The organism is Stenotrophomonas sp. SMYL20, assembly GCF_036320045.1.
Taxonomy (GTDB): domain Bacteria; phylum Pseudomonadota; class Gammaproteobacteria; order Xanthomonadales; family Xanthomonadaceae; genus Stenotrophomonas; species Stenotrophomonas maltophilia_A.
On record NZ_JAWIRT010000028.1, the window covers coordinates 2,928 to 26,137 of the forward strand.

Genomic DNA, 23,210 nt, shown 5'->3' on the forward strand with positions numbered 1-23,210 from the left:
CGCCCGCGCGGGGGCGCCGGGGGGGGCGGTGCTTCTCTGCGGCGCCGCCCCCGCCCCCCCCCCCCCACTACCGGAGCGGGATCAGGCCGCAGCGCGCGCCTGTGGCATCAACTGCAGACGGAACGCGCCCACGGCTTCTGCCAGGGCATGCACCTGCGCCTGCATCTGCGCGGTCGAGGCCCCCGCCTCTTCCACCAGACTGGCGTTGCGCTGTGTACTGGCCTCCATCTGCACGATGGTCTGGTTCACCTGGGCGATGCCGGCATGCTGGTCCTGCGACGCGCTGCGGATCCCGGCCAGCAGATCCGCCAGCTGCTGCACGCTGCCGACAATCTCGCCCATCGTGGTGCCGGCCTGTTCGGCCTGCTGGTTGCCCTGGCCCACACGCGCCACCGAATCCTCGATCAATCCCTTGATCTGCTTGGCCGCCTCCGCGCTGCGCTGAGCCAGCAGGCGCACTTCGGCAGCCACGACGGCGAAGCTGCGGCCCTGCTCTCCAGCGCGCGCCGCTTCCACTGCTGCGTTGAGCGCGAGAATGTTGGTCTGGAAGGCGATGCCATCAATCAGCTGGGTGATGTCACCGATCCGCCGTGAGGCTTCGCTGATGCCATGCATGGTGGCCACCACCTGGCCGACCGCCTCGCCGCCACGCTGGGCCACTGCCGCCGCGCCCTTGACCAGCGCATCCGCACGGCCCGCGGCATCGGCATTGCGGCCAACAGTGTCGGTCAGCTCGTGCATCGACGCTGCCGTCTCTTCCAGGTTGGCCGCCTGCTGTTCGGTACGCTGCGACAGATCATGGTGACCGGCGACGATCTCACCAACACCGGTGTCGAGGCTGGACGTGGCCTGCTGGATGCGGGTGACGATGCGGCCCAGTTGCGCGACGGTGGCGTTGGCATCGTCGCGCATGCGCGCGAACACGCCCTGCAGTTCACCTTCCATGCGCACGCTGAGGTCACCGCGGGCCAGCGCGGCCAGAAGCGCCTGCAGATCGCCAAGGTTGGTCTCGAAGGTGGTCAACAGGCGATTGATGCTGGTCGACAGCGTACGCACAAAGCCCTGCTTCCCCTCCAGCGCGATGCGACCGTGCAGGTCACCGTGCGCGGCCGCGTCGACCAGGGCTGCCACTTCGGTTTCCAGCAGGGTTTCCAGCGCGCGACTGCGCCATTCCACCGCCACGCCGAGGAAATGCCCCTCGTCGACAATGGGATTGGCGATCAGCTGATAGCGGACACCGCAATGGCCGATCTCGCGTTCTTCGCGTTGTCGCACGCCGGCCAGGCTTACCAGTGCCGGATGCAGGCGTACCGCATCGCTCCCCACCAGCTCATCGCCCTGACGTTCCAGCTGCTCCAGCAGCGCCGGATTGGCGTACGCCACCAGGCCTTCGGCATCGACCACCATCAGCCCGGTCTGCGCACTGTCCAGCGCCTGGCGCACGCGGGTGTTGCCGCGCGCCACAGCACGTTCGGTCTCGATGCGCGCACGCAGGCGCTGCTGCATGTCGACCAGGCGTCGGGCCAGCTGGCCGATCTCATCGTTGGCGTTGTAGACGCGCAGCGTGGTGTCCAGGCGGTCGTCGGCGATGTCGCTGGCGAAACGCAGGGTGTCCTGGATCGGCTGGCGCACCGCACGCAGCACCAGCACCAGGCTGGTGATCAGCACGCCGGCCACCAGCAGCAGGGTCAATGCGAACAGCACGCTCATCGTGCGCGCGCCGACCTGCTGGCGCGCCTGCGCCCTGGCCAGCGCTGCCACCTGCACCTGCTGGAAAGCAGCAAGCGCCGGCGCTACGCCCGCGGCGGTATCCAGCAGCGACTGCACTTCCACATCCAGGCCGACGCGGGCCGCGGTATACCCCAGCAGGGCGCCTTGATAGCCCTCCATCCCGGTGCGCAGGGCGTCCTGCGCATCCGCGGGCAGGCCCGCCAGCGCGAGGTCGAACGGCAGCTTTTCCTCGCTGGCGCGGTCGGCGTGGGTGGAATCACCGTCGAGCAGCAGCAGGGCCTCCTGCCTTCGCATCTTCTGCAGGGACAGCGCCAGCGACGGCCGCTGCAGCGCATCCACCTGTGCCTGCAGGGTTTCGGCGGCCTGCTGCAGCTGTGCAGCGAGGCCGGCCTCACCGCGGCCCATCTCGTCGACCCGTTCAAACAGGGCGGCGACACCCTGCGAGAACGCGTCGGCCGATTCGGTCAGCACCTGCAGCGCCTTGCGCCGGCCGGCGTCCATCGGCATCGCGCGAAGCGCCTGCAGGTCAGCCTGCAGGGCCTTCTGTGCTGCCAGCAACTGGCTGCGGTCAGCATCATCGAAACTGCGTGCATACTGGGTCTGCAGGCGGCGCGCTTCGGCCACCCGCGTGGACAGGCTGGCAGCCAGATCGCTGCCGCGCTGGTAGCTGGCCTGGCTGCGCGCGGCCAGGGCGTTGGCATGGCCAGTCCAGGCGTAGACAGCGGCGATCGCCACCAGCCCCAGGCCACAGACCCACAGGGTCGCCTTGAGCTTGTTGGCCACGCTGAGCCGGTGTGGTTGCAGCCACAGCAGCAGGCCGGGGGACGCCGAGCGCAACGTGGCAAGACGCGTGCGCAGGGACCGGAGGTGGGGGACAACGGCCGACATGACAGACTCCAGGCGGAAAGACGCACCTGTATCGGCCGGATTCAGGGCAACTTTAGGCCTTTTTTCGTCTGCGTCCCCCGTCACTGGCGGACGCGGTCTTTGTACCGGGTGCAGGCGACGGGGGCATGACACGGCCGCCGTGCTTGACCTCAACCCCGGTTGGGGGAGCACAGTGGACCTCCCTTCCCCGCCCGGTGCCCCCATGACGACGCTCGATGTCCCCCGCTACCTGCAGCGCCTGCAGCTGGATGCGCCGCCACCACGGACCCTGGCCGGCCTGACCCTGCTGCAGCAGCGCCACAACGCACTGCTGCCCTTCGAAACCCTCAGCTGCCTGCTGCGCGATGCGGTGCCGATCGACCTGGACAGCGTGCAGCGCAAGCTGCTTGACGAGCGCCGCGGTGGCTACTGCTTCGAGCTCAATGGTGGGTTGCTGGCGCTGCTGCAGGCCTTGGGCTTCGATGCCCAGCCATTGAGCGCGCGCGTACTGCTGGCCGCCCAGGACGGCGAACTGACCGCGCGTACCCATCTGCTGCTGCGCGTGCACGTGGACGGCGATGACTGGCTGGTGGATGCCGGTTTTGGCAGCCTGACGCCGACCGTACCGCTGCGCCTGCATGACCCGCAGCCGCAGGCCACCCCGCACGAACGCTACCTGTTGCAGCGGTTGGAAGACGGCGGTGATTTCATGCTGTCGGCCGAATCCAGCGACGGCTGGCGGGTGATGTACCGCTTCGATCTGCAGGCGCCGGCGCCGATCGACAACGTGGTGGGCAACTGGTACGTATGTACCCATCCCGATTCCAGTTTCCCCGGCCAGTTGCGCGCGTCGCTGACCGGGCCGGACTGGCGCCGCACCATCGGCAGCGGCAACTACACCGAGTACCGCCCCGGACAGGCACCGGACAAGCGCCCGCTGCATGATGTGGGTGATGTGCGCGACGTGCTGGAGCAGCGCTTCGGCATCCAGCTTCCGGACGACCCGCGGCTGGATCCCGCGATCAACGACTGGCTGCAGCGCTCACGCGCCGCGACGCTGTAGAGTCGAGCTTGCTCGACTGATGCATCTACGGCGACGTCAAAATCAGTCGAGCAAGCTCGACTCTACAGATGCGCGCCCCGCCGCGGTGACGTTAAGGCGCTGTGCGCGCCTGCAATGCGATACGGTTGCCTTCGCTGTCGCGGATCTCGGCCACGCGCCAATCGCCGGCATCGGCCGGGCCGAAGCGCAGCTCGGCTCCGGCCTGCAGCGCACGGTCGAGGCTGGCATCCAGGTCATCGACGCCGATGTAGATGCGCGCGCCCTGCTCGGAAGGCAGATAGTCCGCGCCGTGCACCAGCGCAATGCTGGCACCGGCAGCCTCATCGGAAAACGGTAGATAGGCCATCCGGCAGTCGTGCAGCACGATGGGTTCGTCCACCGCAACCTGCAGCCATCGCTGGTAGAACGTGATGGCCCGGTCCAGGTCACTGGCCGGGATTTCCACATGCAGGATCGGGTTCATTGACGCTCCTTGCGCGGCTGACTCAGATGATGCGCAGGGTAATCGCCTTCAGGACCGCGCGGGTACGGTCGCGGGTGCCGAGCTTGTCGAGTATGGCGGACACGTAGTTCTTCACCGTGCCCTCGGCCAGGAACAGGCTGCGCGCGATCTCCTTGTTGCTGTAACCCCCGGCCAGCAGGCGCAGGATTGCCACTTCACGTTCGCCGAAGGTATCGGTGGGCGGCGCTTCATCGTGGAAGCGGTAACGCGCGCGCACCGGATCGGTACTGACCGGCAGCAGCAGGGTCTCGCCAGCGGCAACGCGTTCGATGGCCTCGCGCAGGTCGGCCGGCGCGGCATCCTTGAGCAGGAAGCCCTGTGCGCCGGCCTCGCTGGCGCGCAGCAGCAGATCACTTTCATCGAAGGTGGTCAGCAGCAGCCACGGCGTGGCATCGCCGCGCGCCCGCAGCTGGCGCAGTGCCTCGATCCCATCCAGCCCGGGCATGCGGATGTCACTGAGCACCACGTCCACGCGCTGCGTATCCAGCGCATCCAGCAGGGCCTGGCCATCCTCGGCCTCCAGCACCACGTCCACCCCCAGGCCCTGCAGCAGCGCACGCAGGCCTGCACGCACCAATGCCTGGTCGTCGGCCAGCGCTACGCGGATTGCGGCCGGGCTCATGCCGGCAACCGCGCGGTCAGATGCATGCCGCCCTGCGCGGTTCGGGCCAACTCCAGCCGCCCCTGTACGGCCGCCAGGCGCTCGCGCATGCCGGCGATGCCATTGCCCTCGCGGATGCGTTCGGCGCGCTGGCCATCATCGCGGATATCGATACGCAACTGGGATTCCTCTTCACTGATCGTCAACCACACGGTGTCTGCATTGCCGTGCCGGGCGGCATTGGTCAGGGCCTCCTGTACCAGCCGCAGCACGGTCTCGGCCATCAACGGGTCAGCCACGCGCACCCCGTCGCCGATCTGCAGCTGCAGCTTCGGTCGTGGGAAGGGTGCGGCCAGCGCATGCAGCGCGGTGGCCAGATCGAGGCCGCGATCATCGCGCATCGACTGCACCACCTGGCGGATGTCGGCCAGCAACTCGCCGGACAACTGTTCGGCCAGCACCAGCCCTTCGCGGCCGGCCAGCGCAGGGTCAGCGGCCAGGACGCGCAGGTTGAGTCGCATCGCGGTGAGCTTGTGCCCGGCCACATCGTGCAGCTCGCGCGCCAGGCGCAGGCGCTCGGCATCGCGTGCGCTGTCGGCCAGCAGCGCGCGGGTGGCCAGCAGGTCGGCGTTGACCCGGGCCAGGTCATCGCGGGCCAGCGCCGTGCTGCGGGCATAGTGCGCGGTCAGCGCGGCGAAGGCCTGGAAACCGCCATACAGCAACACCACCAGCAGCGGCTGGCTGAAGCCGCTGTGGCGGAGCACGGCATACACCGCCAGGTTGGCCAGCAGCGCAACGCCCAGCACGAAGCGCGGCGGCCAGTGTTCGGCCAGCTGTGCAACCAGCACCACCAGCAGCACCGGGGCGGTACCGGTACGCGGCTGCAGCGCAACCAGCACGACCGCCAGCAGCGCCTGCAACACCGCAGCGGCGGCGCGCACGCGGGATGGCATCGACGCCCAGCCGTGCACCACGAACAGCAGCAGGAACACAGCAAGCAACAGCAGGCTCAGCCCGGCGCCACTGCGCTGCACTGCGAACGACAGGCCGACCACCAGCACGGTGATCAGGCCGGCAAGGCTGAGCGGACGCAACAGATGGCGGAACAGGCTGGGCATGGCCAGATGCTGACGGCCGCGCACGCCGGCGGCAATGGGTCCGGCGCAGAAAGTGACTTCTGGCACGTCGAATCGATGACCACTGGCCCTGAACCCGGTGCAGCGCCCCACGCAGACTGGCTCCACACCGCCACACACACTTCCGGAGCCACTGCCATGATCCGCACCGCCCTGCTCAGCACTGCCTTGACTGCCCTGGCCCTGGTCGGCAGTGCCCACGCCGCCGACCTGGCCGTGACCGTGCACGACGTCCGCGCGCAGACCGGCACCCTGCGCGTTGCGCTGGTCGACAACGCCGCCGCCTGGGACGGCAAGGCCAAGCCCGTGCAGGCCCAGCAGGCGGCGCCCAGCGGCGACAGTGCCCACTTCACGTTCAAGGGCGTGCCGGCCGGCAGCTATGCCGTGCTGCTCACCCACGACGAGAACGACAACGGCAAGCTCGACACCAACCTGGTCGGGATGCCGGTGGAAGGCTACGGTTTCAGCAACAACCCGCAGGTGATGCGCAAGCCGACCTTCGACGAGGCGCGCGTCGACGTGCCGGCCGCCGGCACCGCCATCGACATCACCCTGCGCTGATTCCGCATCCATACCCGAGGCCACCATGGACCGTCGCCGCTTCCTTCGCACCCTGCTCAGCAGCAGTGCCTGCCTGGCCCTGGGCGCCACCGCGCTGCGCAGCGCTCCCGCCTTCGCCGGCGACCCGGCGCGGTTCGCGCAGGGCATGCAGGAACACCCGTGGCTGCTTGGCTGGCGCAGCGTCGGCAGCGAAAGCCTCGGCCCGACCACCGTGCAGTTGCAGGGAAAGCTGCCGTCAGGCCTGGCCGGTACGCTGTACCGCAACGGCCCGGCGTGGACCGAGCGCGATGGCTTCCGCTATGACCACTGGTTCGACGGCGACGGCATGGTGCATGGCTGGCGCTTCAATGGTGATGGCAGCCTGACCCATCACGGGCGCATGGTCGCCACGCCGAAATTCACCCGTGAACAGAAGGCCGGCCGCTTCCAGTATCCGGCTGCCGGCACCAGCGTTCCCGGTGCGCTGGCAGTTCGAAACAACGACGATGCCAACGTGGCGAACACTTCGGTAACCATGATCAATGGCCGCCTGTTCGCGCTGTGCGAGTCCGGTTCGGCGTTCGAAGTAGATCCCGATTCGCTGCAGACACTGGGTCCGGTGACCTGGCGTCCGGACCTCGCTGCACTGCCGTTCTCGGCGCACCCGCTGCGCGACCGCGACGGCAGCCTCTGGAACTTCGGCTCGATCAGCCTGATGGGGGGCCATGGCCTGCTGGTCTGGCACATCGGTGCGAACGGCCAGCTGCGCAGCGCCAATGTGATCGAAACACCCGAGCATGGCTACCTGCATGCCTTCGCGATGACCGACCAGCACCTGGTGTTCGTGATGATGCCGTTCGATTTCACCGGCGCAGGCGGCAGCTTCTTCGAGCGCATGCAGTTCGCACCTCAGCGTCCTGTACGCATCGCGGTGGTCGCCAAGGATGCGCCGGACAAGGCGCAATGGTTCGAGGCCCCGTTCGCGGCGATCTACCACTTCGGCGACGCGTTCACCCGCGATGGCGGCATCGTGCTGCGTGCAGTGCGCCACGACGACATCAATGAGGCGCGCTCGCCGATGAAGGAAGCGATGGCCGGTGATGGCGCACACGCTGCCAACAGTGGCGCCAGCCTGGTCGAGCTGCATCTGGACCTGCGTCGTGGCCAGGCCCGCTGGCAGCCGCTGGGCATCAGCGCAGTGGAGTTCCCGTTGTTCGACCCGCGCTCGGCGAACACACGTGGCGCACGGCTGTATGCGCCGACCATCGACGGCACGGCCAATGCGCCGTACTTCAACGCCGTGGCCGCGTTCGACATCGAGCACGGGCGCCGCCAGCTCTGGAACTATGGCCCGGACATCATGGCCGAAGAGCATGTGTTCGTACCGCGCCCGGGCAGCCGCAACGCCGATGATGGCTGGCTGATCGGCACCCTGCTTGACCCGGTGAACAAGCGCAGCGGCCTGGCGGTGCTCGATGCCCGCCACCTGGACGACGGTCCGCTGGCACAGGCCTGGCTGCCCTATGCGGTACCACTGGGCTTCCACGGCACCTTCGCCGCGCGCGGCTGATTCCACGCCACGCGGACACCGTTATTGGCATGCTGGGTCTCCCCTGCCCCGTGGAGTCCCGCATGTCCCTGGCCGACCACCGAAGTACGCTGGCACCACACGGTTTCCTGCGCGTGGCGATCAACCTGGGCAACCCGGTGCTGGCACAGGGCGATGCGCGCTCACCGCGCGGCCCCTCACTGGAACTGGCTACCGCATTGGCGCAACGGATGGGGGTGCAGGCTCGCTTCACCTGCCACGATGCCGCAGCCTCGGTGGTCGAGGCAGCAGGCGAAGACGGCTGGGATCTGGCCTTCCTGGCCATCGATCCGGCACGTGCCGACCGCATTGCCTTCAGTGCCCCGTACCTGGAGATCGAAGGTACCTATCTGGTGCGCGCGGACAGCCCTGCGCAGCAGGTAGCCGACCTGGATCGCGAGGGGCTGCGCATCGCGGTGGGGCGTGGCGCGGCCTATGACCTGTTCCTCAGTCGCGAACTGCGCCATGCCACGATCGAGCGGGCGGAGACCTCGGCGGCGGCCATCACCCTGTTCGATCAGCAGCGCCTGGATGCCGCCGCCGGTGTACGCCAGCCGCTGGAAGCATGGGCGCAGGCGCATCCCGGCCACCGTGTGCTGGCCGACCGCTTCACCGCGATCCAGCAGGCAGTGGCGGCGCCGGCCTCACGCCCGGCCGATGCATTGCGGGCGTTGTTCGAGGAAGTGGAGGCGATCAAGGCCGGCCCGTTGCTTGAGGCAGCGTTCGCGCGTGCCGGGCAGGCGGTCACGCTGGTGCGATGACTGTAGAGTCGAGCACCAGCAGTCGAGCATGGCTCGACGCTACAGATCCAGATGCAATGGTCGAGCATGGCTCGACGCTGCAGATCCAGATGCAATGGTCGAGCATGGCTCGGCGCTATAGATGTGCGTCTGCCATGTGCCGCACATGCTCGGCGGCCTGCGCATGCAGCCAGTCGCGGAACGCGAGGAAACCGCGATGGCTGGCCGAGCGCTGCGGGTACACCAGCCAATGCGGCCAGTCGGTTTTCAGGCGCTGGCTGGACAGTGCAACCAGCTGGCCCGAATCCAGCAGCAGCCGCGCCCGCGTCACCCGCCCGAGCGCTACGCCCACGCCATCCAGAGCGGCGCGATGGTGCGCCTCCGAATCATCCAGCACCGCCACGAAACGCGACGGTGGGCTCTGCCCGCTCAACGCGAACCAGGCGCCCCACGCGCCATCCGGATCACCGAGCAGCGGCCACCGGGTCAACGGCACACGGTCAATGCCGCCCATGCGTTCGATCAGCGCCGGGCTCGCCATCGGCACCAGCCACTCGTCGAACAGCGGTTCCACCACCAGGCCCGGCCATTGCCCGCTGCCCAGACGCAGCGCGGCGTCGAACTGGCGCTGCCGCTCGAAATCAATCAGGCGTTCACTCGACTGCAGGTTGATCTCGATCTGTGGATGCTCGGCCACGAAGTGACCCAGGCGCGGCACCAGCCAGGCCGACGCCATCGACGGCACCGCGCTGATCGTCAGCACGTGCTCGGCACGTGCGGCATAGGGCTGGAAGGCTTCGTTGATCGCATCCAGATGCGGTCCGACCTGGTCGAGCAGGCGCTGCCCCTCAAGGGTGAGGGTGACACCACGCGGCTGGCGGATCAGCAGCGGCTGCCCGAGCCGTTCTTCCAGCTGCCGCATCTGATGGCTGAGCGCACTGACGGTCACATTCATCGACGCGGCGGCACGCGTCAGGTTGCCGAGCCGGGCAGCAGCCACGAAGCCCTGCAGGGCATGGAGCGGAGGGCGGGACATCAGGCTTGAATTCCTCTCAAGGCGTGCTTGCGGAAATGTCGCTTTTTGCCCGTCCATGCTGCCCGTATCGTGCAATCCACTCAAGTGGAGGCACGCTCATGAACATCTTCAGCGGCTTGTTGTTCCTGCACGGCCACGTGGCCAGTGCCGAGCTGGCACGCCAGCTGGCCAGCCCGTCGCCGACGCCGCCGCCCAGCACCGCCCCCGGTAGTGTCGGCCGCTGGCCGGCAACCTCGCCGACCGGGAAACCTGCAGCTGCCAGCCAGCGGCCGGCACACCCCTAACGCTGCAGCGCTTCCTGCACCGCCGCAGCCACATCGGTGTTGTCGATGTAGCTGCCGTCGTTCCAGCGCACATGCTGGCGGTAACCGGCATCGACGCCCCGCACGCGCTGGCCCAGCAGCTCCGCGCCCGCGCCCTTGGCCCACAACGGCACCAGCGCATTGGAATGGTTGCCGGTCGGCCGGAAGCTCATCCCAGGCATGCGTCCACGGCCGTTGTTGCGCACCGGCTCGAAGGCGACGTTCTGTGCATCCGGGCCCATCGGCATGCTGTTGTCGTGGTCGGTGGTGACGATCAACAGATTGCGCTCCCAGCCACCGTTGCGTTCGATCCACTCGATCACTGCTGTCACCGCGTCGTTGAACTCCACGGTTTCCTCGATCAGTCGGCCGTACTGCGGCTGGTCGCTGCACTGGCCGTAGTGCCATTCAGTGCCGCAGGCACTGGTATGCGCCGCCCAGTCGGTGGCGCCACCTTCCACCATCAGGAACAGGCCGTTGGACGAACGCTGCTGCAGGAATTGCAGCGCACCACGGGTCATGGTCGCAAGATCCGGCACGCTGTCGATCTTCCTCACACCGGAAGGCGTGGCCGCATCCTTGCCCAGCACCTGCAGCTGGCGCGCCTGCTGCAGCGTGTTGGCCACGCGCGGCACGCCGATCAGCGGCCGGTCTGCCGGCAACCGTCCCTGCGCCAGCGCGGCGAACGCTTCCTTGCTGCGGATCAGGCGCCACGGCCCGGACGGATTGCCGGCAATGGTGCTGCCCGCTTCCAGCTGCTGCCAATCCTGCGGCGACACCCACTCCCATGGATTCGCGCAGCCCTCGGCCTTGGCCGCGCCGGCACTCTCGTCACAGGCGCGACCATCAACGCTGTAGCCCGGGCCGCCGGTGCCCATCACCAGATCCATATGCCCCTGCGCCAGCATCTGATTGGCGATGGCGTGATAGTTGTTGCGCGATTCATTCTGCGCCGCGAACGCGGCCGGCGTGGCATGCGCGAACGGTACCGAAGTCACCACGCCGGTGGCCATGCCCAGCCGCTTGGCGCGCAGCGTATTGAACTCGACCGGATTGCCATCGTTGTTGAAGTTGATGGCGTTGTTGTAGGTCTTGATGCCCGAGGACAACGCGGTACCCGCCGCCGCACTGTCGGTAGCCACCGCAGCCAGGTACTGGTAGCCCGCAAACGGCAGGTCCTGCGCAGGAACCGGTGTGTCATCCCAGGCCTTGCCCGCGTCGTAACCCAGGGTCTGTGCGTTGTCGCGGGTCGGCTGGCTGCTGGCATTCAACGGGAAGGTGGTTACCGCCAGGCGCTGCGGGAAATCCGCATACGGGGCCCCTTCGCGGCCGCCGTATTGCCAGTAGGCGGCGGCGTCCCAGGTGCCCCAACCGGCGCCGTCGTTGATCATCACGATCACGTTGTGCGGGCGCGCTGGGCCGGAAGCAACAGCCTCGGCGCGCAGATTGGGCTGGCAGCCGCCAAGTGCGGCCAGCGCGAGCAGCAACGAAGAATGAAGCCAGCGGCGTGGAATGCGTGCAGTCATCGGGTGTCCCGTCGGGCCATCGGCGGCCCACAATTACGAGACGTTATATCGTTGCAATATTGCAGCTTCGTGCAGCCGCTGCACACTATCCTGCAGGCCCCCACTGCCATCCTCGTTTCCATGCCGTCTCCTGCTCCCGCGCGTGCACCGCTGTCCTCCATCACCCTCGATGCGGCAACGTTCGCGGTGATTCACCAGCACAACGCGGACATCGCCAGGCAACCGGCCTCGCTGACCAAGCTGATGACCGCCTATGCCGCGTACGAATGCGTCGAAGAGAAGGGAGGCGCGTGGGACGAAGCGGTCACCATCGCCGCCGGGGATGTGCACGCGGTGGCCGATGATGAAACGCGCATGGGCCTGGTGCCCGGTGAAACAGTCACCCTCGCGCGCCTGCTGGAAGGACTGATGATCGTCTCCGGCAATGACGCGGCGCTGGCCATCGCGCGCCATCTGGACGGATCACAGCCTGCGTTCCTGGAGCGCATGAACCGGCACGCACGCCAGCTCGGCCTGCGCAGCAGCTGGTTCGCCAGCGTGTCCGGCATCACCACCCCGCACCATGCGTCCAGCGCGCGCGACATGGCGGTGCTGGCCGCCTGCCTGTTGAACGATCATCCGCAGATCCTGGCGATCACCGCGCAGCGCGTGTTCGCGCACGGCAGCTTCAGCCGCAGCAACCAGAACGCCCTGCTTGGCGATGACGGCGTGGATGGCTTGAAGACCGGCTACACCCAGGCCGCAGGCTTCTGCCTGGCCGCCACCGCCTGCCGGGCAGTGCCCGGGCAGGGTCAGCCGGTACGCCTGATCACCGTGGTGCTGGGTTCTGAAAGCCGCGACGCACGCGATGCCCTTGTGCGCGAGCGGCTGGCCGCCGGGTTCGCGGCGCTGGCCGACAGCACCGCCGACGCCTGAGCGGCTCAGCGCCGCTTGACCGTCGCCACGATCAAGCGCTGCAGCTCGGCTTCGGCTGCGGCCTTGTCCAGCGCGCCTGCTGCCACGGCTTCGGACAGGGCTTCGGCCGCACCGAGAATCGCCCAGCGCCCGGCCAATGGCACCGTGCCGTCGGCAGCAAACGGGCCCAGCCAGGTATCGCAGTTGTCGATGAAATCCTGCTGGTAGCGCCGCCGCACCTCGTGCAGTTCCGGCGCGCCCACCAGCGCGGCAAGGATGCCCTGCACTTCACTGCCCTGGCTGAGGATGCAGTCGATGTAGCCGGAGGCGATGGCCGCCGCACGATCGGCCAACTGCGCCCGGGCGCGGCCGATGCGCTCGTTGAACACCACCGTCTGGCGGCCGTCGTAGTCATCGTAGAGCGCGGCCAGCAGGCCGTTGCGGGTCACGAAGTGATCGTAGGCCACCGGCTTGGTCACGCCCGCGGCCTCGGCCAGCCGGCCCAGGGTCAACGCGTCGGTGCCTTCTTCGCCAACCAGCGCCCAGGCCACGTCCAGCAACTGGCGGGCGCGTTGCTCGCGGGTCAATCGGCGGCGCGTGGGAGCGGCGTTGGCAGGCATCGGCGGAACACGGCGATCAGTGCATCGGAGTTCCGATTTTACGGCCGATCGCCAGTGCGGTCTGCAGATGCGTTTCGGCCGCACCGGTATCGGCATCCAGCAGCAGGTCTGACGTCAGCACGCGCGCGCCGCAGTAGTCGAAGATGCCCATGTCGATCTGCGTCTTCATCGCCGCGCCGTAACCGCGCCGTTCGATCATGTCCGCGCCGGCTCCACCGATGCCGACCAGGTGCACGCGCAACCGCTGCAGCTTCTTCTGCACCTTGCCGTCTGCACCGTCCTGGTAGGCCCAGCCCTGGGTGAACACGCGATCGATCCAGCCCTTCAGCAGCGCGGGGAACGACCACCAGTACAGCGGATAGACCAGTACCAGCGTGTCGGCAGCATCCAGCCGCGCCTGCTCGGCGGCGACGTCGGCTGGAGGTGCGCCGGTGCCACGGAACAGCGCCTGGTCGTGCGTGTTGAAGCGCGGATCGAAGCCTTCGGCCATCAGATCGGCATGGGTCACGGTATTGGCGGCATCCGCTGCGGTGATGGCTTCGCCGATGCGCCTGGCGATGGCATGGGTCAACGCGGCGGATTCAGGATGGGCGGTAACGATGAGGGTGTGCATGGGGGATGTCCGGAATTCACTACCTACCAATAGTAGGTAATGGCGCCCGGGACACCAGCGCCATGCGTGGGACGCTGTTTCCGCATCCGCCGTATAGTGCGGCGGTTCCCGCTGAGATACCCGACGATGCACCGATACCTGCTCGCCCTTCTGCTGGCCCTGCCGATGGCAATGGCCGTTGCGCCAGCGCTGGCCGGTGAGCTCAGTCCGGAAGACTCGGCCGCATTGCGCCAGGACGTGCAGGCGATGATGGGCGCATTCGCCCGCGGCGATGCCGAGTTGATCATCGCCCGAACCCATCCCAGCCTGAAGCGCCTGGCCGGGGGCGATGAGGCCTATGCGCATATGACTCGCGACACCCTGAAAGAGCTGCGCAAGGCCGGGGTCACCATCATCAGCGACGAGGCCGGCGTGCCGGGCCACACCTATGCAGCCGGTGATGAGGAAGTCTGCTTCGTGCCACGCCAGTCGCTGCTGCGCGTGCGCGAGGCGCCGATGCGCAGCACCTCGTTCATGCTCGCCGTGCGCCGCGTCGGCACAGCCCAATGGAGTTTCATTGACGGTGCTGCGTTGCTGGACAATCCCGCGCTGCTGCGGCTACTGCTGCCGGCGTTGGAGCCTGGGGTGACGCTGCCCAAGGGTGGGATGGAAGCGCTGTAATCGCAGGCGCATCCATCCACGCATGGCGTGGATCTACTATCCCTGCTGGTCTGGGACTGCACCGGGATTTCGCTCAACGGAACAGCGCGTTCAACGCGGCCCCGGAAGCCGCCTGCTGCAGGCCGTCGAAGCGTCCGTCCTGCACGATCGGCTGTGTCGCCAGCATCAGTCCGCCCCACGCAGCACGGGCCAGTGCGCCGCCCAGGCTGATCCGGCGTACGCCGAGAGCAGCGATGTCCTGCAGGCGCAGCGGTGTCGGCCCACCGACCAGCAGGTTCACCGGCTTCGAACCTGCGGCGGCAACCACCGCGCTGATCTGCTCGCGCGTGCTGATGCCCGGTGCATACAGCACATCGGCGCCGGCCTCGGCATAGGCGCGCAGGCGCTGCAGGGTGTCCGGCAGATCCGGCACGCCGACGAAGAAGTTCTCGGCACGGCCAACCAGCAGCACGTCGCCGCCCGCGCGGTCGATGGCTGCACGGGCAGCGCGCAGACGCTCCACCGCCTGATCGATCGGACGCAGCGGTGCATCGGCGACGCCGCTGGCATCCTCGATCGACAACGCCGCGATGCCGGTGTCGATCGCCGCGGCCACCGCCTCCTGCACCTTCTGCGGCGTATCACCGAAACCATCGCCGAAATCGGCGTTCAACGGCAGCGGCGTCGCTGCCGCCATCAGGCGCAGATGGTCCAGCGTGGCCTGCAGCGAAACCGCTCCGTCCGGCCGCCCTTCGCTCCAGGCACAGCCGGCACTGGTCGTGGCCAGTGCCTGGAAGCCCTGCCGCTGCAGGTAGCGCGCACTGCCCACGTCCCACGGATTGGGCAGTACGAAGCACCCTGCTGCATGCAGCTGACGGAAGGCCGCGCGCTTGCGTTGGGTATCGGCATCGGGCGAGGTCATGGCGGGCTCCGGGGCGGCAGACCTGCACCCTAGCCCGCCCTGCAGCCGGGCTCAACGACGACGGCGCAAACCTGCATGAGGTGATGCCACCTGCTTATTGGACGCTGTGGATGCAGGTGCCCGAGCGTGCTTGCCTGCCCACACGATGCCGCCACGGAGCCCTTCATGCACCCGGACCCGCTGACCTTGATCGACGCCGGCGACGATGACGCCCACTGGGCCGACCTGCTTTCGCCCACACGCCGCCGCCTGATCGCTTCGGCCGGTCTGGCCGCCGGCGGCCTGGCCAGTGCCTCGACCGCCGCCGCAGCCCCCCACAGCGGCGGCACGGTGAACACCACCGAACCCGGGCGCCCAGGCTTCCGTGCCATCGTCCCGCCGCCGGTGAAGGGCAGCAGCCCCTGGGGCCAGGTCACCGCCAGCGAACCGACCCCGCGCCCGGCCAGCGTGCGTCCCGGGGAGGCCCCCCTGCCCGCGACCCCACGCGCCTACACCGACATCAAGAGCTATCACGCGCATATCTACTTCGACGAGGACAGCTTCGAGAAAGCTGCGCTGCTGCGGCGCTGGGCGGCCGAGCGCTTCCCGGTGGAGCTGGGCAACTGGAACCTGGAACCACGCGGACCGCACGTCACCCCGTCGTTCTATTTCGGCTTCACCAACGACCTGCTGCCGGTGCTGGTGCCCTGGCTGCAGCTCAACAGCCTGGGCCTGACCATCCTGATCCACCCCAATACCGGTGATGGCCGCGCCGACCATCTGTATTACGCGTTGTGGGTGAACCGCGCGCAGCCGGTGAACGCCTACAACTGGCCGGCACCGAAGCCGGGGGAACGGGAGCCCTTGGAGGAGGTGTTCCCGAACGTGGTGCCGACGGTGCCGCTGGAGACGTGAGCGGGTGCGTGGCGGGGGCGGTGGGTGGCGTGCAGCGCACCTTGGGCTGCCCCTCGGTGGGTGCGTAGCCTGCTGCGCACCGAACTTCCTTCATCCACGCATGGCGTGGATCTACCGCATCACAGCCCGTTGCGGCATCGGTCATCGCCCGGCCTGCCGCCATCGTCGGCCTACGTGCACGCATCCCCCAGCTGCACGGCGTTCAGCGCGCCTTGATCCAGCGCCCGCCATACGGCCGCAAGCCCTCCGGGGAATTTCAAACAATCGATTGAAACGCTGCAAACTTCGCCGAACTGGACAGCATCCGCCGGTTCCGCCAGACTGCCGCCCTTTCCCGTCTTCCGGATCCCATGGCGAAGCTGCTGGTCCTGCACGGCCCCAACCTCAACCTGCTCGGCACCCGCGAGCCGGAGGTCTACGGCCACACCACGCTGGCCGACATCGACCAGGCGCTGGCCGCCCAGGCCTCGGCTGCCGGGCACGCGGTGGAGAGCCTGCAGTCCAATGCCGAGCACGTGCTGGTGGACCGCGTGCAGGCCGCACGCGACGACGGAACCGCTTTCATCCTGATCAACCCCGCCGCCTTCACCCACACCTCGGTCGCCCTGCGCGATGCGCTGGCGGCGGTGGCGGTGCCGTTCATCGAGATCCACCTGTCCAACCCGCATACCCGCGAACCGTTCCGCCAGCACAGCTACTTCAGTGACAAGGCCGTGGGCGTGGTCTGCGGTTTCGGCGCCGACAGCTACCGCTACGCGATGGACGCGGCGCTGCTGCGCGTGCAGGCGGCCCGCGCGTGAAGATGCTCCCAAGAGTGCTTGCCTGCATCGTGCTGTGGGCCGGCGTGTGCGGCGCCAGCATCGCCGCCGAGCGCGCGGCCGCTGGCATTGACTGCGCGCAGGCGACCGGCGGCTACGAGCGCGACATGTGCGATTCCGATCGCCTGGATGACGCCGACAGCGCATTGAACGCCGTTTACGTCCAGGCGCGCGGCGAACTGAAGGCGCAGGCCGCCGATGGCAGCTGCAGCCGCTGCGCAGCGGCCGAACAGCAGCTGGTGAAGGCCCAGCGCATCTGGATAACCCTGCGCGATGCAGACTGCGAGGCAGTCTACGCCTTCAATGCAGACGGCACCTCGCGCAACCCTGCGAAGATGCAGTGCCTGATCACCCAGACGCGCGACCGTACGCGGCAGCTGCGCGAGTTCTACGAACTGCTTTGACCCGAGCGCGATGCGCTTCCCACCACACTGACATCAAGAGCAAAGAGGCCACCATGGATCTCCGCAAAATCAAGAAGCTGATCGACCTGCTGGAAGAGTCGAACCTGGCTGAAATCGAAATCAAGGAAGGCGAAGAGTCGGTGCGCCTGTCGCGCGCCCCGGTGGCCGGCTATGCCGCCCCGGTCGCCGCCCCGGTGTACGCCGCTCCGGCCGCTCCGGCGCCGCAGGCGATGCCGATGCAGTCGCCGACCGAAGCCTCCACCGGTGGCACCGCCAAGCCGGGCCCGGCGCTGCCGGAAGGCCACGTGCTGCGCTCGCCGATGGTCGGCACCTTCTACGCGTCGTCCGCCCCGGACAAGCCTGCGTTCGTCAGCGTTGGCCAGCAGGTCAAGGAAGGCGAGACCCTGGCCATCATCGAAGCGATGAAGATGTTCAACCCGATCGAAGCCGACAAGTCCGGCACCATCGTCGCCATCCTCGGCGAGAACGGCCAGCCGGTCGAATTCGACCAGCCGCTGTTCGTGATCGGCTGAGGGGCACGCCATGCTCGACAAAGTCGTCATCGCCAACCGAGGGGAAATCGCGCTGCGCATCCTGCGCGCGTGCCACACCCTCGGCATCCGCACGGTGGCCGTGCATTCCACGGTCGACCGCAACCTCAAGCACGTGGCCATGGCCGACGAGTCGGTCTGCATCGGTCCGGCGCCGTCGCCGCAGAGCTACCTCAACATCCCGGCACTGATCGCCGCGGCGGAAGTCACCGACGCCCAGGCCATCCACCCGGGCTACGGCTTCCTGTCGGAGAACGCCGACTTCGCCGAGCGCGTGGAAGAGTCCGGTTTCATCTTCATCGGCCCCAAGGCCGACACCATCCGCATGATGGGTGACAAGGTCGAAGCCATCCGCGCGATGAAGTCCGCCGGCGTGCCGTGCGTGCCCGGCTCGGGCGGCCCGCTGGGCGAAGACATCGTCGCCAACACCAAGATCGCCCGTGAGATCGGCTACCCGGTCATCATCAAGGCGGCCGGTGGTGGCGGTGGCCGCGGCATGCGCGTGGTGCACGCCGAAGCCTCGCTGAAGACCTCGATCGAAACCACCAAGAGCGAGGCCAAGGCCGCGTTCGGCAATGGCGAGGTCTACATGGAGAAGTTCCTGGAGAACCCGCGCCACGTGGAAATCCAGGTACTGGCCGACGGCCAGGGCAACGCCATCCACCTGGGCGAGCGTGACTGCTCGATGCAGCGCCGCCACCAGAAGGTGGTGGAAGAAGCGCCGGCACCGGGCATCACTGCCGAGCAGCGCGAGCAGATCGGCAAGGTCTGCACCGAAGCCTGCGTACGCATCGGCTACCGTGGTGCCGGCACGTTCGAGTTCCTGTACGAGGACGGCCGCTTCTACTTCATCGAAATGAACACCCGCATCCAGGTGGAACATCCGGTTACCGAAATGGTCACCGGCATCGACCTGGTGGCCGAGCAGCTGAAGATCGCCGCCGGCCAGAAGCTGTCGATCAAGCAGAGCGACGTGGTGCTGACCGGCCATGCCATCGAGTGCCGCATCAACGCCGAAGATGCTGAAACCTTCGTGCCGAGCCCGGGCACCATCACCGGCTTCCATCCGCCGGGCGGCCCCGGCGTGCGCGTGGACACCCACATCTACAGTGGCTACCGCGTGCCGTCGAACTACGACTCGATGATCGGCAAGCTGATCGTGCACGGCCCGGACCGCGAAACCGCCATTGCCCGCATGCGCGTGGCACTGAGCGAAATGGTGGTCGATGGCATCAAGACCAACGTCGCCCTGCAGCAGCGGATCATGCGCGACAAGGGCTTCCAGGCCGGTGGCCAGAACATCCACTACCTGGAAAAGCGCCTGGCCGAACGCAAGAACAAGCCGATCGCGCTGACCTGATCGGCGCCACGTGCTGGACACGAAAAGGGCGGGGATATCCCCGCCCTTTTCTGTTGCTGCAGCGCCGAGCCCATGCTCGGCTTGCCGGAAAGCTCAGCCGAGCGTGGGCTCGGCGCTACAGCAGGCGCATCAGCGCTTGTCGGCAGCTTCGGCCGGAATCTGCGAGTTCGCCAGCGGACGCACGCCATTGGGCGACGTCGGGTCGACGATCACCATGGTCTCGGTCGAACCATCCGGCCACACCACCTGGAAGGTGCTGCCCGCCGGCAGCGACGCGAACGGCATGCCGCTCTGCGCGCGATAGACCGCGGCCACCTGGCTGGCACCGGCACGGCGCACGTCTTCCTGCGCCTTTACCGTGGTCAGTTCCACCTTCGACAGATGCCGGTAGCGATCTTCATAGGTATCGATCATCAACAGGCCAACCGCGCCGGCCGAGTAGGCCACGAACAGGGCCACCCAGAACCAGAACTTGGCCCCGTGCAGGAATCGGCGGTAGTTCATTGCTCGTTCCTCTTTCCAACCAATCGCTTGATCCATTCCTTCATCTTCCCAGCGCCCTGCCGCGATACCGCAGCGTCATACACGAAATCCCGGAAATCCTGCGTACCATCCTGCGAACAGATCCCTCCGTTCGCACAAAAACTGTTGACCAGCACACTGTCTGCCCCACACGGTAGACCGAGTTCGCAGGCCGCAAGCCGCCATGCGAGTTCACTGAGCTGCTCGCCCGCCACCAGGCCGTTGAGCGCGCGGTCACCCGAGGCGCGCACGCCCATGCCCGGTGCGATCGCCATGAAGGCCTCCGGGTCGCGCGAGGTGCGCACCCGTTCAACCAGGTCACGGCGGTACTCGGGGCTGTCCTGCAGCGGTTCGCCCTCGGCGAACAACGCAGCCTCAGCAGCCAGATTGCCTTGTGCGGCCGCCTTGCGACGTTCGGACAGCACCAAGGCCGTGCCCAGCTTGTCGCCCGGCACGAAACCACCACAACGCTGCGCGACGCGTTCGCGCGCCTGCACCATCGCCGGTGCGGCGGTCAGGCCCAGCCCGGCCAGCACGTTGTTGTCCAAGCGGTAGCCACCCGGATCGACCGCGTACTGCGCGCAGTAGTCATAGACACGGCTGAGCATCCAGCGCGCCTCGTGGTTGCCTTCGTCCGCCTGGGCACGCAACCGCTGAGCATAGGCATACAGGTCGGTGGCGTCTTCGATATCGGCGCGGAGATCCAGGGGCAGCCCGGACGGCAATGCGTTGCCACGCTCGAAGGGTGCCAGGCGGCGCGCGAGCGCCTCCGGCATCACCGGCAGCGGCGCCGCACTGTCAGCGGCCGCGACCGCACCTGCCAGATCCGCCGACGCTACCGAAGACGTCGCAGCATGGCCGCTGGCCCGATAACCGGCCACGCCCAGCACGGCCACAGCCGGCAGTACGAGCAACCAGGTTTTCAGGGTCGGAGCGAAGGCCATCGGCGGCGGTAGGCGATGCGGCGCATAGGAAAGCACGAAGTTTAGCAAGGCCCGACGGGCCTGTCTGAACGGGCTTCGTTCATCTCGGAGCGGCATCTCAGGCAATACGGAGACGCCCCGATGGTCTAGCATGGCCCCCTTTCCCGCGATTGCCCCCACCACCATGCCGTTCCTGGAACTGACCCTGCGCTGCACCGAAGCCACCCAGCCCCGCTATGAAAATGCGCTGGAGGACGTTGGTGCACTGGCCGTGACCCTGCTCGATGCCGAGGCCGATACCAGCAACGAACAGGCCATTCTCGAACCGGGCGTGGGCGAGACCCCGCTGTGGGACACGCTGGTGCTGAGCGCGCTGTTCCCCGCCGACAGCAACGCGCTGTTGCTGCTGGCCGCACTGGAATCCTTCGATCCGGAGCTGGACTGGAGCAGCGGCAGCTTCCGCGCGGTCGAGGATGAAGACTGGGAACGTGCCTGGCTCGACCAGTTCCAGCCGATGGACTTCGGCAGTCGCACCTGGATCGTGCCGTGGAACCATGAACTGCCGGAGGCCGCACTGGCCGCCGATGCCGCCGTGGTGCGGTTGGACCCGGGCCTGGCGTTCGGTTCGGGCACCCACCCGACCACCGCACTGTGCCTGCGCTGGCTGGACCAGTTGGCGGTCGATGGCCTGCTGCAGGGCCAGCGCGTGCTCGACTTCGGTTGCGGCTCAGGCATCCTCGCACTGGCCGCGCTGAAGCTGGGCGCCGCCGAAGCCATCGGCGTGGACAACGATCCGCAGGCCCTGGTCGCCACCGCCGACAATGCCGAGCGCAACGGCGAGCAGGCCCGCATGCATGTGTACCTGCCGCAGGACGAACCGGTCGCGACCTATCCGATCGTGGTCGCCAACATCCTCGCCTCGGCGCTGGATGCGCTGGCCGAACTGCTGGCTGCGCGCGTTGCTGCCGGTGGCCGCATCGCCCTGTCCGGCATCCTGCATGGCCAGGAAGGCGAACTGCTGCAGCGCTATGCAGCATGGTTCGACGATCTGCAGGCCACCCAGGATGGCGACTGGATGCGCATCACCGGCGTGCGCCGCGCCTGATCGTGGTTGAATGACCGCTGGATCCGAGCCCGCGCCCTGAGCATGTCCGAGCCGAACCCACCGCGCCGTCCCCTGGCCACCTTCCTGCGCACGACGCCGGAGGGTGAGCCTGCGCCTGCGACCGATGCGCGTGCGACCGATGCGCGCATGCAGGACGAAGCCGGGCACCCAACGCCTGTGGAGCAGATGCAGGCCGAGCCCATCGACCTGGTACGCCCACCGGCGACAGAGATGCGACACGACGATGACGTTGTCATCGTTGATGAAGCAGCGGCCATCGAACCGGCGCCGGTCGCGGTGCAGGCAACGGCGGTCGCCAATGATGCCCCCAGCTTCCTCGGCAGCGCGCGCACGCGCACGCTGCCAACACCCCGCTGGCACTGGCTGCTGGTCGCCGGGCTGGCATTGCTGCTGGTACTGCAGAGCGTGCTGGCCGACCGCGCGCGGCTGGCCGCCGACGCCGGCAACCGCGCATGGCTGGGCACGCTGTGCGGCGTGCTGCGCTGCAGCCTGCCTGCCTGGCACGAACCCGCTGCGTTCACCATGACCAGCCGCGAGATCCGCCCCCTGCCGGGCCAGGCCGGTGTGCTGCAGGTGCAGGCCAGCATCCGCAACGATGCGCGCTGGGCACAGGCGTGGCCGGACCTGCGGTTGTCATTGTCCGATGCCGATGGCCGGGTGATCGGCAGCGGCGTGTTCACGCCCGCGCAGTACCTGGGCGAGAACCCCGGTGCAGCCCTGCTGGAACCGGGCCAGAGCGCGCGCGTCGCCTTCCGGTTGCAGGAGCCCGCTGCGTCCACCGTCGCATTCACCTTCGACTTCCTCTGACCGGGGAGAGGCGACCAGCCGTGGCAGGCCGGGCACGCTCGCGCTAGACTGGCCGCCACCACCTCGTCCGGCCGCGCGCTCCGCGCGCACGGGCCAACCGAATCGGGAACCCCCTTGAACGCTGTCCTTTCTCGTCCTGACAACAGTCGTGGCGCTCCCCGGCCACCGCTGCGTGAACACGTCGCCCAGTCCGTGCGCCGCTACCTGCGTGACCTTGATGGCTGCGATGCGGACGATGTCTACGAGATCGTGCTGCGCGAGATGGAGATTCCGCTGTTCGTGGAAGTGCTCAACCACTGCGAAGGCAACCAGAGCCGCGCCGCCGCGATGCTGGGCATCCACCGTGCCACCCTGCGCAAGAAGCTGAAGGAATACGGCATCAGCGCGTAAGCGCGCACGAGGGTAGTGGCGGGGGGGGGGGGGGGCCCCCCCCCCCCCGGGGGTGGGGTGTGGGGTGGCGGCCCCGCGGCGGCCCGGACCGCGGA

26 protein-coding genes are annotated in these 23,210 nt (G+C 68.0%); 15 read left to right on the forward strand and 11 right to left on the reverse strand.

Annotated features, from left to right (window positions below; all coding sequences use genetic code 11):
* Positions 1-81: 81 nt before the first annotated feature.
* Positions 82-2,619, reverse strand: coding sequence for a methyl-accepting chemotaxis protein (locus tag V3B48_RS18105; protein WP_329894179.1), 2,538 nt, complete (start codon positions 2,617-2,619; stop codon positions 82-84).
* Positions 2,620-2,821: 202 nt separating this feature from the next.
* Between V3B48_RS18105 and V3B48_RS18110 the strand changes: the two genes are divergently transcribed.
* A complete protein-coding gene (locus V3B48_RS18110) occupies positions 2,822-3,661 on the forward strand; it encodes an arylamine N-acetyltransferase (protein ID WP_132810871.1) in 840 nt (279 codons plus the stop codon).
* A gap of 91 nt (positions 3,662-3,752) precedes the next feature.
* On the opposite strand, the gene V3B48_RS18115 is transcribed toward V3B48_RS18110, so the two are convergent.
* The 3 genes from V3B48_RS18115 to V3B48_RS18125 are packed head-to-tail and all read right to left on the reverse strand — an operon-like array spanning position 3,753 to position 5,882.
* Positions 3,753-4,124, reverse strand: coding sequence for a VOC family protein (locus tag V3B48_RS18115; protein ID WP_125895608.1), 372 nt, complete (start codon positions 4,122-4,124; stop codon positions 3,753-3,755).
* Between the two features lie 22 nt (positions 4,125-4,146).
* The gene (locus V3B48_RS18120) at positions 4,147-4,785 is read right to left on the reverse strand and encodes a response regulator transcription factor (protein WP_032129575.1); all 639 of its coding nucleotides are present in this window, start codon (positions 4,783-4,785) and stop codon (positions 4,147-4,149) included.
* Positions 4,782-5,882 (reverse strand): histidine kinase, encoded by a 1,101-nt coding sequence (locus V3B48_RS18125; protein ID WP_285303462.1) that lies wholly within the window; start codon positions 5,880-5,882, stop codon positions 4,782-4,784. Before V3B48_RS18125 ends, V3B48_RS18120 begins: the two co-directional genes overlap by 4 nt.
* Positions 5,883-6,038: 156 nt before the next feature.
* On the opposite strand from V3B48_RS18125, the gene V3B48_RS18130 reads away from it, so the two are divergent.
* The 3 genes from V3B48_RS18130 (at position 6,039) to V3B48_RS18140 (ending at position 8,789) form a co-directional block, all read left to right on the forward strand.
* Positions 6,039-6,461 (forward strand): DUF2141 domain-containing protein, encoded by a 423-nt coding sequence (locus V3B48_RS18130; RefSeq protein WP_071227891.1) that lies wholly within the window; start codon positions 6,039-6,041, stop codon positions 6,459-6,461.
* A 25-nt stretch (positions 6,462-6,486) separates the two neighbouring features.
* Positions 6,487-8,010: a carotenoid oxygenase family protein gene (locus tag V3B48_RS18135; RefSeq protein WP_285303461.1), complete on the forward strand. Its 1,524-nt coding sequence runs from the start codon at positions 6,487-6,489 to the stop codon at positions 8,008-8,010.
* Positions 8,011-8,072: 62 nt separating this feature from the next.
* Positions 8,073-8,789, forward strand: a complete 717-nt coding sequence (locus V3B48_RS18140; protein ID WP_285303460.1) for an ABC transporter substrate-binding protein — start codon at positions 8,073-8,075, stop codon at positions 8,787-8,789.
* A gap of 115 nt (positions 8,790-8,904) precedes the next feature.
* Here the strand turns inward: V3B48_RS18140 and V3B48_RS18145 are convergent, their stop codons facing one another.
* Positions 8,905-9,804 carry a LysR substrate-binding domain-containing protein gene (locus tag V3B48_RS18145; protein ID WP_180838677.1) on the reverse strand — a complete coding sequence of 300 codons (900 nt, stop codon included), beginning with the start codon at positions 9,802-9,804 and terminating at the stop codon, positions 8,905-8,907.
* Positions 9,805-9,902: 98 nt separating this feature from the next.
* On the opposite strand from V3B48_RS18145, the gene V3B48_RS18150 reads away from it, so the two are divergent.
* Positions 9,903-10,088 (forward strand): hypothetical protein, encoded by a 186-nt coding sequence (locus tag V3B48_RS18150; RefSeq protein WP_329894180.1) that lies wholly within the window; start codon positions 9,903-9,905, stop codon positions 10,086-10,088.
* Here the strand turns inward: V3B48_RS18150 and V3B48_RS18155 are convergent.
* Complete coding sequence (locus tag V3B48_RS18155) at positions 10,085-11,632, reverse strand: alkaline phosphatase (protein ID WP_329894181.1); 1,548 nt, start codon at positions 11,630-11,632, stop codon at positions 10,085-10,087. The two genes, V3B48_RS18150 and V3B48_RS18155, sit on opposite strands and share 4 nt — an antisense overlap.
* 120 nt (positions 11,633-11,752) lie before the next feature.
* Between V3B48_RS18155 and V3B48_RS18160 the strand changes: the two genes are divergently transcribed.
* Entirely contained in the window at positions 11,753-12,547 is a 795-nt protein-coding gene (locus V3B48_RS18160) for a D-alanyl-D-alanine carboxypeptidase family protein (RefSeq protein WP_329894182.1), read from the forward strand.
* Between the two features lie 5 nt (positions 12,548-12,552).
* Here the strand turns inward: V3B48_RS18160 and V3B48_RS18165 are convergent, their stop codons facing one another.
* Together V3B48_RS18165 and V3B48_RS18170 are read right to left on the reverse strand one after the other, a co-directional pair.
* The gene (locus V3B48_RS18165; RefSeq protein ID WP_049401738.1) at positions 12,553-13,146 is read right to left on the reverse strand and encodes a TetR/AcrR family transcriptional regulator; all 594 of its coding nucleotides are present in this window, start codon (positions 13,144-13,146) and stop codon (positions 12,553-12,555) included.
* 16 nt (positions 13,147-13,162) lie between these two features.
* Complete coding sequence (locus tag V3B48_RS18170) at positions 13,163-13,759, reverse strand: NAD(P)H-dependent oxidoreductase (protein WP_049423463.1); 597 nt, start codon at positions 13,757-13,759, stop codon at positions 13,163-13,165.
* A gap of 126 nt (positions 13,760-13,885) precedes the next feature.
* Here V3B48_RS18170 and V3B48_RS18175 point away from each other — a divergent pair, with 126 nt between their 5' ends.
* Positions 13,886-14,419, forward strand: coding sequence for a hypothetical protein (locus V3B48_RS18175; protein ID WP_329894183.1), 534 nt, complete (start codon positions 13,886-13,888; stop codon positions 14,417-14,419).
* A gap of 73 nt (positions 14,420-14,492) precedes the next feature.
* On the opposite strand, the gene V3B48_RS18180 is transcribed toward V3B48_RS18175, so the two are convergent.
* A complete protein-coding gene (locus tag V3B48_RS18180; RefSeq protein ID WP_164227549.1) occupies positions 14,493-15,320 on the reverse strand; it encodes an isocitrate lyase/phosphoenolpyruvate mutase family protein in 828 nt (275 codons plus the stop codon).
* Between the two features lie 165 nt (positions 15,321-15,485).
* On the opposite strand from V3B48_RS18180, the gene V3B48_RS18185 reads away from it, so the two are divergent.
* The 5 genes from V3B48_RS18185 to accC all read left to right on the forward strand — a co-directional run bounded on the left by V3B48_RS18185 (position 15,486) and on the right by accC (position 19,347).
* Positions 15,486-16,214 (forward strand): DOPA 4,5-dioxygenase family protein, encoded by a 729-nt coding sequence (locus tag V3B48_RS18185; RefSeq protein WP_329894184.1) that lies wholly within the window; start codon positions 15,486-15,488, stop codon positions 16,212-16,214.
* A gap of 350 nt (positions 16,215-16,564) precedes the next feature.
* Complete coding sequence (gene aroQ / locus V3B48_RS18190) at positions 16,565-17,014, forward strand: type II 3-dehydroquinate dehydratase (protein WP_049423471.1); 450 nt, start codon at positions 16,565-16,567, stop codon at positions 17,012-17,014.
* Positions 17,011-17,436: a lysozyme inhibitor LprI family protein gene (locus V3B48_RS18195; RefSeq protein WP_080355197.1), complete on the forward strand. Its 426-nt coding sequence runs from the start codon at positions 17,011-17,013 to the stop codon at positions 17,434-17,436. The genes aroQ and V3B48_RS18195 overlap by 4 nt, the downstream gene beginning before the upstream one ends.
* A 53-nt stretch (positions 17,437-17,489) precedes the next feature.
* Complete coding sequence (accB, locus tag V3B48_RS18200; protein ID WP_032129560.1) at positions 17,490-17,969, forward strand: acetyl-CoA carboxylase biotin carboxyl carrier protein; 480 nt, start codon at positions 17,490-17,492, stop codon at positions 17,967-17,969.
* 10 nt (positions 17,970-17,979) lie between these two features.
* On the forward strand, positions 17,980-19,347 hold the full coding sequence (accC, locus tag V3B48_RS18205) for an acetyl-CoA carboxylase biotin carboxylase subunit (RefSeq protein WP_032129559.1): 1,368 nt from the start codon (positions 17,980-17,982) through the stop codon (positions 19,345-19,347).
* Between the two features lie 129 nt (positions 19,348-19,476).
* Here the strand turns inward: accC and V3B48_RS18210 are convergent, their stop codons facing one another.
* Both V3B48_RS18210 and V3B48_RS18215 read right to left on the reverse strand, forming a co-directional pair.
* The gene (locus tag V3B48_RS18210) at positions 19,477-19,851 is read right to left on the reverse strand and encodes a hypothetical protein (protein WP_010481078.1); all 375 of its coding nucleotides are present in this window, start codon (positions 19,849-19,851) and stop codon (positions 19,477-19,479) included.
* A complete protein-coding gene (locus V3B48_RS18215) occupies positions 19,848-20,813 on the reverse strand; it encodes a hypothetical protein (RefSeq protein ID WP_032129558.1) in 966 nt (321 codons plus the stop codon). Before V3B48_RS18215 ends, V3B48_RS18210 begins: the two co-directional genes overlap by 4 nt.
* Positions 20,814-20,976: 163 nt before the next feature.
* Here V3B48_RS18215 and prmA point away from each other — a divergent pair, with 163 nt between their 5' ends.
* From prmA to fis, 3 genes are all read left to right on the forward strand, one after another.
* A complete protein-coding gene (prmA, locus tag V3B48_RS18220) occupies positions 20,977-21,897 on the forward strand; it encodes a 50S ribosomal protein L11 methyltransferase (protein WP_201119393.1) in 921 nt (306 codons plus the stop codon).
* A gap of 42 nt (positions 21,898-21,939) precedes the next feature.
* The gene (locus tag V3B48_RS18225) at positions 21,940-22,725 is read left to right on the forward strand and encodes a DUF3426 domain-containing protein (RefSeq protein ID WP_285303599.1); all 786 of its coding nucleotides are present in this window, start codon (positions 21,940-21,942) and stop codon (positions 22,723-22,725) included.
* 114 nt (positions 22,726-22,839) lie between these two features.
* The gene (fis, locus tag V3B48_RS18230) at positions 22,840-23,115 is read left to right on the forward strand and encodes a DNA-binding transcriptional regulator Fis (protein ID WP_005419706.1); all 276 of its coding nucleotides are present in this window, start codon (positions 22,840-22,842) and stop codon (positions 23,113-23,115) included.
* Positions 23,116-23,210 lie beyond the last annotated feature (95 nt).